This is a genomic window from Sphingobium sp. HWE2-09 (assembly GCF_035989265.1).
Taxonomy (GTDB): Bacteria; Pseudomonadota; Alphaproteobacteria; order Sphingomonadales; family Sphingomonadaceae; genus Sphingobium.
In genome coordinates this window covers 675,076-686,932 of record NZ_JAYKZX010000003.1, presented here as the reverse complement: position 1 = coordinate 686,932, position 11,857 = coordinate 675,076, and the positions used below count along the sequence as shown (strand labels likewise).

Annotated in this window: 9 protein-coding genes; 2 read left to right on the top strand and 7 right to left on the bottom strand. The window is 65.3% G+C overall.

From position 1 onward, the window contains the following. Nucleotides 1-116: 116 nt before the first annotated feature. Both U5A89_RS08805 and U5A89_RS08800 read right to left on the bottom strand, forming a co-directional pair. Nucleotides 117-1,526, bottom strand: coding sequence for an amidohydrolase (locus U5A89_RS08805; RefSeq protein WP_338160788.1), 1,410 nt, complete (start codon nt 1,524-1,526; stop codon nt 117-119). Continuing rightward, nucleotides 1,523-3,046, bottom strand: coding sequence for a peptide MFS transporter (locus U5A89_RS08800; RefSeq protein WP_338160787.1), 1,524 nt, complete (start codon nt 3,044-3,046; stop codon nt 1,523-1,525). Before U5A89_RS08800 ends, U5A89_RS08805 begins: the two co-directional genes overlap by 4 nt. Nucleotides 3,047-3,199: 153 nt before the next feature. On the opposite strand from U5A89_RS08800, the gene U5A89_RS08795 reads away from it, so the two are divergent. Together U5A89_RS08795 and U5A89_RS08790 are read left to right on the top strand one after the other, a co-directional pair. Then, the gene (locus U5A89_RS08795) at nt 3,200-3,778 is read left to right on the top strand and encodes a nitroreductase family protein (protein WP_338160786.1); all 579 of its coding nucleotides are present in this window, start codon (nt 3,200-3,202) and stop codon (nt 3,776-3,778) included. 71 nt (nt 3,779-3,849) lie between these two features. Beyond that, on the top strand, nt 3,850-4,194 hold the full coding sequence (locus U5A89_RS08790; protein ID WP_338160785.1) for a GntR family transcriptional regulator: 345 nt from the start codon (nt 3,850-3,852) through the stop codon (nt 4,192-4,194). Nucleotides 4,195-4,392: 198 nt separating this feature from the next. Here the strand turns inward: U5A89_RS08790 and U5A89_RS08785 are convergent, their stop codons facing one another. From U5A89_RS08785 to U5A89_RS08765, 5 genes are all read right to left on the bottom strand, one after another. After that, the gene (locus tag U5A89_RS08785) at nt 4,393-6,432 is read right to left on the bottom strand and encodes a tetratricopeptide repeat protein (RefSeq protein ID WP_338160784.1); all 2,040 of its coding nucleotides are present in this window, start codon (nt 6,430-6,432) and stop codon (nt 4,393-4,395) included. A 5-nt stretch (nt 6,433-6,437) separates the two neighbouring features. After that, nucleotides 6,438-7,802: a PEP-CTERM-box response regulator transcription factor gene (gene prsR, locus U5A89_RS08780; protein WP_338160783.1), complete on the bottom strand. Its 1,365-nt coding sequence runs from the start codon at nt 7,800-7,802 to the stop codon at nt 6,438-6,440. Continuing rightward, a complete protein-coding gene (gene prsK, locus U5A89_RS08775) occupies nt 7,802-9,874 on the bottom strand; it encodes an XrtA/PEP-CTERM system histidine kinase PrsK (RefSeq protein ID WP_338160782.1) in 2,073 nt (690 codons plus the stop codon). Before prsK ends, prsR begins: the two co-directional genes overlap by 1 nt. A 13-nt stretch (nt 9,875-9,887) precedes the next feature. Beyond that, nucleotides 9,888-11,276 carry a TIGR03013 family XrtA/PEP-CTERM system glycosyltransferase gene (locus U5A89_RS08770; protein ID WP_338160781.1) on the bottom strand — a complete coding sequence of 463 codons (1,389 nt, stop codon included), beginning with the start codon at nt 11,274-11,276 and terminating at the stop codon, nt 9,888-9,890. A 262-nt stretch (nt 11,277-11,538) separates the two neighbouring features. Next, complete coding sequence (locus tag U5A89_RS08765; RefSeq protein WP_338160780.1) at nt 11,539-11,802, bottom strand: hypothetical protein; 264 nt, start codon at nt 11,800-11,802, stop codon at nt 11,539-11,541. Between the last annotated feature and the right edge of the window lie 55 nt (nt 11,803-11,857).

Below are 11,857 nucleotides of genomic sequence, written 5' to 3'. Positions count from 1 at the left end.
CACAGCCGTTCGGTTCGAGCAGCTTCGAGCGAAGTCGAGAAGCGTCGGTCGAGAACTGTGCCCTGCAATGGTTCTCGACAAGCTCGAACCGAACGGTGTTTTGTGGGCGATCTTGCTCATTTCACGTCTCCCGCGCCGATCTGGCCCAGTTCGAAATCGACCACCGGCCGCAGTTTCGGGTTGGCGCTGTCGTAGAGGAGCGCGCCGTCGATCCAGACTTTTTCCGGCCTGGTGTAGGTGCTGAACGGGTTGCCGTTCCACAGGACGACATCGGCCATCTTGCCGACTTTCAGGCTGCCGGTCTGGTCGGCGATGCCCATGGCGCGGGCGGGGTTGATGGCGAGCCAAGTCCATGCCGTTTCGTCGGATATGTCGATGCCCATGCGGCGGCCAGCGCCCAGCGCCTTGGCCGCTTCCTGGTTCAGGCGCTGGATGCCGTCCTGATCGTCGCTATGGACGATGGCGCACGCGCCCGCGCGGTGGACCAGCGGGATATTTTCCTTGATGCCGTCATAGGCCTCCATCTTGAAGCCGTACCAGTCGCCCCACAAAGCCGCGCAAATGCCGTTGTCACGCAGCAGGTCGGCGATCTTGTATGCTTCGACCGCGTGGTGGAAGGCGGCGACCTTGTAGCCGAATTCCTTGCTCATATCGATGACGTTGGCCATTTCGTCGGCGCGGTAGCAATGGTTGTGGACCATGATCTTGCCCTCCAGCACGTCGGCCAATGTTTCCATGCCGAGGTCGCGGGTCTGGTCCTTCCCGGCGGCGCGCTTCTTTTCATATTCGCGCGCCTTGATCCAGGTCTGGCGGTTGACCGCCATATTGCCCATGCGGGTGGAGGGTTCGCGGCCTTTGCTGCCATAGACGCGCTTGGGATTTTCCCCGCAGGCCATTTTAAGGCCTTGGGGCGCGCCGGGGAATTTCATGCCCTGCATGGTGCGGGCGGGCACGTTTTTCAGCGTGACGCTGCGGCCGCCGAAGAGGTTGGCGGAACCGGGCAGGATTTGGAGCGAAGTGACGCCGCCATTGGCGAGCGCGCGGGAGAAACCCGCGTCCTGCGGCCAGATGCTATGTTCGGCCCAGACATGGGGCGTGACCGCGGAGGTAGCCTCGTTACCGTCCGATAGCGCCTCCACGCCCGGCGATGGATAGTCGCCCAGATGGCTGTGGATATCGATCACGCCCGGCGTCACATATTTGCCGGTGCCGTCGAACACGGTGATGTCGGCAGGGATCGGCGTGTCCGGCCCGCCGATCGCCGTCACCTTGCCATCGGAGAGAAAGACCACGCCGTTGTCGATGCGGCCCCCTTCCCCGTCGAAGATGGTGGCGTTGCGGATAACGGTGGGACGGCCGGGATAGGCTTTGTAGGTGGAGGGATAGGGGTTTTCCGGTTCGGCCGAAGAGCCTTGATTCTGGCCTTGCGCAGGCGCAGGCGTCTCCTTGTCCTTTTTCGCCGCAACGGGACCGGCCAGCCCTGTCAGCAGCGCCGCGAGCAGCAGCGTGCGTGCGTGTTTTGTCATGCTTTTTCCTCCGCACCGATCAGGTCGAGATGCATTAATCGTTTGATATAAGGGGAAACGAGCAGGACCAGCCCACCCACTACGATCGCGAACCAGCCGATGCGGCTATAGACGTCCAGCACCTGAGCGACATTGCCCGCTTCGCCGCTGCCGGTGGCGCGGGCGATGAGGCCCGCGATGAAATTGCCCGCCGCCATGGCAAGGAACCAGGTGCCCATGACGAGGCCCACCATCGACGACACCGACAGGCGCGTCATGGCGGACAGGCCGACCGGCGAGAAGCAAAGTTCCGCCATTGTGTGAAGCAGGTAGATGAGGAAGACGAAGAGGACGGGGGTAAGGTTCTCGCCCGCCATGGCGGCCCCTGCCACCAGCACGAGGAAGCCTGCGCCGCACAGGACCAGGCCGATGCCGAATTTCGCAGGCGAGGATGGCTCCAGGCGGCGCTTGTCGAGGAAGGTCCACAGCACGGCGAAGAGCGGGGCGAGCAGGATGATGAAGACCGAATTGACCGACTGGAACAGGGAGGCAGGCACCTCCCACCCCAGCATGTTGCGATCGACATTGCGGTCGGTGAAGATGTTGAGCGACGATCCGGTCTGTTCGAACAGCCCCCAGAAGAGCGGGTTGAGCGCGATCAGGAACAGCGCGGCGAACATGCGGTCGCGGTCGATCTTCCCCAATGTGCCGACCGTGCGCCATAATATGTAAACCACCGTCAGCGCGGAGAAGCCGAGCAACGCATAGCCCAGCAGTTCGGCATAGCGGATCACCAGCCAGCTGGCGGCGACGCCCAGCGCGGCGGCCAGATAGATGGTCCATTCCTGGCTAAGGCCGGTCGCGGTGCGCTGACGCAATATCTGCGGCGCTGGTGGTTCGCCCTTGCCGAGCAGCCAAGGTTTGAGCCACACGAACATGACGAGGCCCGCGAGCATGCCGACGCCCGCTGCGCCGAAGCCCCAGCTCCAGCCCCAGAGCTCACCGAGCAGGCCGCAGACGATGGGGCCGAGCATCCCGCCCATGTTGATGCCCATGTAGAAGATGGAGAAGGCCGGATCGCGGCGATGGTCGTCGCGGGCGTAGAGTTCGCCCACCAGCACGGAGATATTGGCCTTGAGGAAGCCGGTGCCCACGATGATGGAGGCGAGCGCGAAGTAGAAGCCGTTGAGGAAGAGCGGGTCTTGCCCGCCCGGTCCTTCGGTGATGGCGATCAGGAAATGGCCGATGGCGATGAACACGCCGCCGACCAGCACCGCCTTGCGCGGCCCCAGGAACCGATCGGCCAGATAGCCGCCGATGACCGGGGTGATATAGACCAGCGAGGTATAGGCGCCGTAGAGCAGATACGCCTTATCCTCGCCGAAGAGGAAATGTTTGGTGAGGTAGAAGATCAGGATGGCGCGCATCCCGTAATAGGAGAAACGCTCCCACATTTCCGCGAAAAAGAGCAGGTACAGCCCGCGCGGATGGCCGAGCCAGGTCTTACCTGCCTCGACCGTCACCATGTCCGAAGTCGCCATTCGGCACCCTTTGCTTATCTTGTGTCCGGCCTGCCGTGCGGCGGCCGCTTATGGCACGCAGCCTAGAGCGGATCGGATCGTCCTGTCAAAAGCGCGGCATGTCTGCGCTCCGGCCCTTGCGCACAAGGGAAGGCCGCGCCATCTGTCGCGGCGATGTTCAACGATCTCTCCTCCCCGCTCGCCCTGCTCCAGACACGCCGTTCCGGTAAGCCCCGCGACCTGATCGCGCCCGGCCCGGACGACGCGCAATTGCGCCAGATATTGGAGGTGGCGCTGCGCACGCCTGATCATGGCAAGCTAGCGCCGTGGCGGTTCGTGACCGTGCCGCAGGCAAAGCGCGCGGCGCTCGCGGACTTGCTGGAGGCGGCCTATCGCAAGGAGAAGCCGGACGCCGGGCGGCTGGAGATCGAGGCGATGCACCAGTTCGCGCACCAGGCGCCGACTTTGGTGGTCGCCCTGTCCGCGCCGGTCGCAGGTAGCAAGATCCCGGTGTGGGAACAGGAACTTTCGGTCGGCGCGGCGATTATGAATATGCTGCATGCCACCCATGCGCTGGGTTTTGCGGGCGGTTGGCTGACCGGATGGCCGACCTATAATGCGGATGTTCGAGACGCTTTCGGCGATGAGGGACAGACGATCGCGGGGTTCGTGTTCATCGGCACGCCGGGCAAGGCCCAAGAGGAGCGACCGCGGCCGGATTATGACGCTATCGTATCCAATTGGGATAGATAGTTGCGCGGAAAAATACACAAACGTAATATCTGGACTTGACGCGCGTGGCTGTATTATGGCACTGATGCACTATGGCTGAAGACTCCAAACCCGTTTACCTCCGCCTGCGTGAGATTATCGCCGCGTCCATATTGGATGGCGACTATAGGGACGGCGACATGCTGCCTTCGGTCCGCGCCTTTGCCGCGACGCAGGGGGCCAATCCCTTGACCGTCGCCAAAGCCTATCAGAGTTTCCAGGATGACAGTCTGGTCGTGGTGAAGCGCGGCGTCGGCATGTTCGTCGCCGATGGCGCGACGCGGCGATTGCGCGACGCGGAGCGGGAACGCTTCATGGACAGCGTGTGGCCGCCGGTCGCCGCACAGATCAAGCGGCTGGGGATCAGGCTGGACGATCTGGATCTGGTGAAGGTTTGAGTATTTTTGGGCTGAGTGTGTTGCAGTAAGGGTTGGTTCGGACGGCTGCTCTGAACTGGGTTCCCGCCTGCGTGAGAACACGTGCCATGTGATGATATCATCGAGTCAGGATTGCAAACCAGCCGTTTTCCCGCGCAGGCGGGAACCCAGTTGAAACGGCGGGACTGGCTTCCCGCCTGCGCGGGAACACGGCGTGCGTTACAGGGCGGCCAAGGTGTCGAGCGCTTCCTTTCGACCGGCAAAGCCCGGCACGGCCGCCGCGCGGCCCAGCGCCAGTTTCGCGTCGTCCTTGCGCCCCGCCGCCGCATAGGCTTGCCCCAGATGCATGTGTAGTGCCGGGACATTCGGGGCCAATGCGACGGCTTTTTCCAGCAGGTCGACAGCAACCGGTCCCTTTTCTCCCGTCTTCATCAGCACCCAGCCGAACATGTCGGCGGTCAGGGGATTGGCGGGCATCAGGCGATAGGCATGGGCGGCGTAGGCGCGGGCGGCAGTGCGGTCGCCGGTTTCGAGCGAAGCGCGGGCGAGGTCCGCCATCAACAGGGCGTCATTGTCGCCGACCTGCGCCTGCACCGCGCGCAACAGGCGTAGCGCGCCGCGCCAGTCCTGCGCTTGCGCGGCAATACCGGCGGCCAGACGCTGTGCTTCGATATCGTTGGGGTTTTGCGTGAGGAATAATTGCACCACCTGCGCGGCGCGCGCGGCGTCGCCTGCCTTGCCCCAAGCGGCGGCCAGGCGCAGCGCGGCATCGCGATCGAAGCGGATATTGGCGGCCGCTTCATAGGCGCGGGCGGCATCCTGCGGCGCGCCGTCGCTGTCGAGCGCGTCACCCAGGATCAGCCAGGCGGCAGGCGCGCCGGGGTTGGCGCGGCTGAGCAGGCGCGCGCGGGCCACCGCGTCGGCATTGCGCCCGCTGCTGAGCAAGGCGCGGATATAGGGGATATTGTCGCGCGCGGTTGCGGCGTTGGCTGGGGCCGGGCCATTGGCGATGGCGTCGTCGCCGGGGCTGGCGAAGGGGTCCGCCGCTGCGCGTATCGGCCAGGCGGCGCGCGTCAGCATGTCGTCCGCCATCGCGCGGTCGCCGAGCGACTCCTGGGCGCGGGCGGCGAGCGTCAGCACATAGGGATCGGCATCGCGCTGCGCGACCATGGGTGCCAGCGTGGAGGCGGCGGACGCGAAGTCGCCAACATTATAGAAGGCCCGCGCCAGCAGCGTGCGCGCGGTGCGATTGTCGGGCTGCGCCTGCACCAGCGGGGCGAGCGCTTCGGCGGCGAGCACGGGATTGCCGTCCTGCAACTGGAGCACGCCGCGCAGCAGCCGGGTGGCCGGTTCATTATCCAGCCGCCCCTGGGTGCGGTCGAGTAGCGTGCGCGCGAGGTCGCCCTGCCCTGCCCGCGCCGCCATCACCGCCTGCATGATCCAGGCGCGCGGATTGGAGGGATCGAGCGCCAGCAGGCGGCGGGTGAGGCTGAGCATCCGGCTGGCCTGTCCGGCGTCGGCCAATGTCGCGGCATAGGCTTCGAGCGTGGGGACCGAGTCCGGCTCCGCCGCCAGCGCGCGTTCGAACCAGGGGAGCGATGCGGTGAGGCCATATTGGGCGCGGGTCAGTTCGCCGCGCAGGGTCAGCGCCTTGGCACTGGCGGGCGCAAGCGCGACCGCGCGGTCGGCCGCGCCGATCGCCCCGGCCTGATCGCCGGAGGCCAGCCGATAGCGGCCAAGATCGACCCATGTGTCGGGATCGCGCGGGGCGATGGCGAGCGCGCGCTCCAATGCCGCGCGGGCAGCGGTCATGTCGCCTTGCGCCATCGCCGCGCGGGCGATGACCTGCGCGGCCGCCACGGCCGATGCGGACGGCAGGTCGCGCGCGCGGGCTTCCCGTAGCGCGCCATCCAGATCGCCTTGCAGGAACAACGCCTGCGCCATGACGGCGCGAGTGTCCGCCGGATCGATGCCCAAAGCGCGGGCGCGTTCGATCGCTTTCTGCGCGCCTGCGCCATCGCCCAGTTGAGCAAGCGCCTGCCCCTGCGCGGCATGGGCGACGGCGGAGCGCGGGCTGCCCTTGATCGCGTTCATCAATTCGACCCGCGCGGTGCGCGCGTCGCCCCGATCAAGCGCGGCCAGACCGCGCGTCAGGGCGGCGCTGCCGTCGCGTTCATGCGCGCGCCATTGCCAGAAGCCGACCGCGGCAAGCAGCAGCAGGAGAACGCCGACCAGGGCGAACAGGCGGGACCGGCGCATCGCGATCAACCCTGCATCTGATATTGTTTGAGCAGATCGTAGAGCGTCGGGCGGCTGATCCCCAGCATCTTGGCTGCACCGGAGATATTACCGTCGGTACGCGCGATGGCGCGGCGGATGGCGCGGCGGTCGGCCATTTCGCGCGCGGCCTTCAGGTTCACCAACTCGCCGCCTTCGGCCCGTTCGTGGTCCAGGTCAAGGTCGGCGGCGGTGATCAGCTTGCCATCGGCCATGATGATCGCGCGCTTCATGCGGTTTTCCAGTTCGCGCACATTGCCGGGCCAGCCCCAGGCGTCGAGCGCGGCCAACGCATCGGGAGCCAGCCCCTTGACCTGCGGGTTCATGTCCCGCGCGAAGCGGGTGAGGAAATGGCGGGCCAGCAGCGCCGGGTCGCCGGGGCGATCCTTCAGCGTGGGGATGCGAATGACGATTTCGGCGAGGCGGTAGTAAAGGTCTTCGCGGAAGCTGCCCGCCGCGATCATCTGTTCCAGATTCTGATGGGTGGCGCAGACGATGCGCGTGTCCACGGCGATCGGCTGGCGTCCGCCGATCCGTTCGATCACCCGTTCCTGGAGGAAGCGCAGCAATTTGACCTGGAGAGGCAGCGGGATGTCGCCGACTTCGTCCAGGAAGAGCGTGCCGCCCTGCGCCTGTTCAATCTTGCCGGGCGTCGTTTTGATCGCGCCGGTGAACGCGCCCTTTTCATGGCCGAACAATTCGGATTCGAGCAGGGTTTCCGGGATCGCCGCGCAGTTGATGGCGACGAACGCCCCGCCCCGGCGGGGGCTGGCGTCATGCAGCCCCTGCGCGAGCAATTCCTTGCCGGTGCCGCTGGCGCCGAGCAGCAGGACGGAGACTTGCGCGGCGGCCACGCGCTCGATCGTGCGGGCGACCTTCATCATTTCAGGCGCGCCGGATATCAAGCGGCCCAGCACCCGGCCATCTTCGGGCGCGGTGTCGGCGAGCCGGGCATTTTCCCGCTCCAGCGCATGGACGTGGAAGGCACGGCGGACGATCAGACCCAGTTCGTCGATATCGACTGGCTTCTGGTAGAAGTCGTAAGCGCCGCCGGCGATGGCATCCAATGCGCTTTCGCGCGCGCCATGGCCGGATGCGACGATGATCTTCGTGTCTGGCTTGATCTTGAGCATCTCCGCCAGGGTGGCGAAGCCTTCGCTGGTGCCATCCGGGTCTGGCGGCAGGCCCAGGTCCAGCGTCACCACGTCAGGCGTTTCCGCGCGCAGCATCTCGATCGCTTCCTGCCGGTCGCCCGCGATGAACAGCTGATAATCCTCATAGGCCCAGCGCAATTGGCGCTGCAGGCCCGGATCATCCTCCACAATCAGCAATTTGGGGCGGGTGTCGCTCATCAGGCGGCCTTTTCCTGTCTGTCTGTCTGGGGTGCGAGCGGCAGGCGCAGGGTGAAGCGGCTGCCCGCGCCGGGCTTGCTATCCACGTCGATGCGCCCGCCCATGGCCTGCGCCAAAGTGCGGGCTTCGAATGCGCCCAGGCCAAAGCCCGCCGCCTTGCTGGAGGAAAAGGGTTTGAACAGGTCGCGGCGGATATATTCCGCGCTCATGCCCCTGCCCCGGTCGATCACCGCGACCAGCGCTTCGCCGCCATCGGTGGACAGGCGTAGCTCGACCGGGCTGTCGGGGGCGCTGGCGTCGATCGCATTTTGCAGCAGGTGGGTGACGATCTGTTCGACGCGCGCGGGATCGGCCAAGGCGAGCGGCGCGTCGCCATCGACATGGATGGGGTGATTGCGCGCGCGAGTGCGGGCGACTTGGTGCAACAGATCGATCAGCGCGACGGGGCGCGGCTCTTCCGCCCTGCCCTTATTATGTTGCGACAGGCGGGCGAGCATGTCGTTCATCTTGCCCACCAATTCCTTGAGCGTCAGGACCATGTCGGCGCGGAAATCGGGGTTGTCGGCATGCCGCTCCGCATTGCGGGAGAGCAGCGACAGCTGGCTGACCAAATTCTTGACGTCATGGATGATGAAGGCAAAGCGGCGGTTGAATTCCTCGAACCGTTGCGCGTCGTCCAGCGCCTGCTGCCCCTGCGCTTCGCTGATATGGGTCGCCGCCTGCCGCCCGGCGGCGCGCAGCATGTCGAAATCCTCCCAGTCCAGCCGCCGGTCGATGGGCGGGCGGGCCAGCAGCAGCGCGCCGATCAGGCGGCCATAATGGATCAGCGGCACCAGCGCCCAGGCGAGGCGGTCCTGCACCATCCAGTCGGGCAGCGCCAACGGGCGATCGCCAGCCTGCAAGCGGGCGATATCCACGATCCAGCCGCTCTTTTCCAGTTGCAGGACGGTGGCGGGCGGCACAGGTCCGGCATCGCCCAGATCAGCGGCCCAGTTCCAGTGCGTTTCATAGGCCAGCGCGCCATGATCGTCACGCAGCAGCAGCATGGCACCGGGCGAATCGGTGATGTCGGCCACCGCCTTCGCCACGCGTTGCCCGAGCGGCGCGGCGTCGTCTCCGGGGCGGCCGATCGTGTCGCCGAAACGCATCCATTCGGTGCGATAATCGTAGCGATGCTGGAAGAAATGCTTGGCGACCTGCACCTTCCACAGCGCGCGCACCTGCGGCGAGGGCAGCAGAACCAGGGCGGTGACGGCGGTGAAGAAGACTGCACCGATCTCCACAACCCGCGCATAAGGCCCGGCGATCAGTTCGATCAGCACGGCGGCGGCGGTCAATACGGCGACATAGAGGCCGACCGCGACGATCGAAAGCGACTGAAAGGTGATGGCGCGCGAGAGTTGCAGGCGGCCCGCCATGCCCTTTCGCATACCCACCGCGATCACCGGGGCGACCAGCGCCATCAGCAGGCCACGCAGGGCGTAGAGTTCGTCCACCCGATGCGGCGCGAACCAGCAGATGGCGTAGAGATTGAGATCATAGGTCCACATCGCCGCCAGCGATCCCAGCAGCAGCGCCACCCCGCCCCGCTCCCGTGAGGGCCAGGCGGTGTAGAGATGATGGACCAGCAAAAGGCTGCCGATCGCGGTCATCATCCGCAGGATCAGCGAACAGGTGACGAGCGCCTTGTGCAGGTCGCTCATCGGCGAGAGTTGGCGCCAGATGAGGTCGGTGAAGGTCTGGAGCAGGATCAACCCCGCGACGGCGGCATAGACCGCGCTGATCGCCACGGTCGGGCCAGCGCGGCTGACCGGCCCACGCCGCAGCATGACGAACATCGCCAGCAGCCAGGCGGCGTTGCGGATGCTTTCGCCGATGCCCGACAGCGGTTTCGACACGCCGCCGAAGGAGACATAAAGCGCCCAGCAGGAAGTGAGCAGCAAGGCGGCGGCGAGCAGGCGCGGTTCGGGCGCGTCGTCGCGGCGGCGGAGCAGGAAGATGCCCAGCGCCGCGAACAGCACCGCGGCGAGCGCATGGCCCCAGTCGCCAACGAAGAGAAGGAGCGCGCCCATGCCCGCTATCGCCTCAGCGCGCGCCGTCGGGCCAAAGCACGACCCGCAGCGTCTGGATCAGGATCAGCAGGTCCAGGAAGGGCGTGTAATTTTTGGCGTAATAAAGATCATATTCCAGCTTGTGCCGACTATCCTCGATCGACGCGCCGTAAGGATAGTTGATCTGCGCCCAGCCGGTGATGCCGGGTTTCACCATATGCCGCTCGGCATAATAGCGCAGATGCTGTTCCAGATCCTCGACGAACTGGCGGCGTTCGGGGCGCGGGCCGACGAAGCTCATCTCGCCCTTCAGTACCGTCCAGGTCTGCGGCAATTCGTCGATGCGCAGCTTGCGCAGCCAATAGCCCAGGCGGGTGATGCGCGGATCGTCTTTTTCTGCCCAGACCGCCTGGCCGTTGACTTCCGCGTCCAGCCGCATGGTGCGCAGCTTCACGATCCAGAATTCCTGGCCGAACAGGCCGACGCGTTGCTGGCGATAGAAAGCCGGTCCTTTGCTGTCCATCTTCACCAGGATTGCGGCGATCAGGATGATGGGACCGGTCAGCGCCAGCAGGATGGAGCTGGCGACGATGTCGAACAGTCGCTTGGCGATGCTGGACAGGCGGCGACCGGCGGAAAAACCGTCGGAGAAGATGAGCCAGCTGGGATTGACGCTGGCAAGATCGACGCGGCCGGTTTCACGTTCCAGAAAGCTGGACAGGTCGTTCACATGGACGCCGGTGGTCTTGATGCGTAGCAGGTCCGACATGGGGATGGCGTTGCGCCGTTCCTCCAGCGCCAGCACCACTTCGCTGGCGTTGAGGCGCACGACGAAGTCGGAGAGGTTGAAGACGGCGTCGCGGTTGATCGCTTCGGGGATGACCTGCGGCCCGTCGTTCATGGCGATGAAGCCCACGACTAAGAAGCCCGCGCCGCGCTTCTGCTCCAGTTCCTTGATGCGGTTGGCGCGATTGCCTGCGCCCAGCACCACCAGCCGCCGCTTGAACGCTTCCCCGCCCAGCATGGAACCGAGCAGGAGGCGCACGACCACCAGCAGGCCCATCGCCAGCCCCATGGCGTAGAGCGAGTTGGAGCGCCACAGCGTCATGCCGGGCATCAGGAAATAGAGGACCGACAGGAAGATGACGCCCAGCGACACTGCGACGAGCAGCCGCGCGAAGGCGAAGCGGATGGATTGCAACGCTTCGACGCCATAGACGCCGACGGCGATCATGCCGGTCTGGATCGCGATGGCGAAGCTGAGCAGCGGCCCGATCCGCGTCATCACATGGTCGACATCCATGCCGATCTGGCGCGCGCGCAATATCCAACCGCCTTCGGCCGCGCAGAGCAATAAAGCGAAATCGAGCAGTCCGAGCAGCAGCACCGCATGCGGCACATAATGTTTGAACAGCCTGATCATCGTTACGCATATCCTGCTGACCGCCGGGTTGGCGCGCCTTTACGGAGCCGGACCGCCTTACAACGGGATGTAAGATAATCCGACAGTGCGCGTACCCTGCCTGACAATGGCAAAGAAATGCTGAATCGTGGGGAAATTACAGGGCGATTTGCCGGATGGACGTTAGGGCAGGCCGCGTTTGCCGATGCCGATCAGGCAAGTTGGTGCTTAAAATCAGCCCGCCACTTAATGATGCGACGAGGGAGCGCGCGAAGAGTGCGGATCAATGCCCTTCGCGCAGCCTGTCGGCCGCATTCTTCGCGGCTTCGCTCACGACGCGCGCGGCGTCGTCCACGGTGCCCGCAGCCTTCGTCACCTTATCGGCAGCCCGATCGGCGCGGCGTTCGCTGGTCATGTAGAAAAAACCGATGGCGAGGATGAGTGCAAGCGCAACCAGCGCGAACACTATGCCGCCGCTGCGTGGACGATCGGCGAGCGATCCGGAATCGCCGCACCGTTCGTCCCGACCCTTATGGCCGTTACTCATGATTGATCATCCTCATCCGCCATCAACGGGCCGGACCGGTGGAACGTTCCGTTGC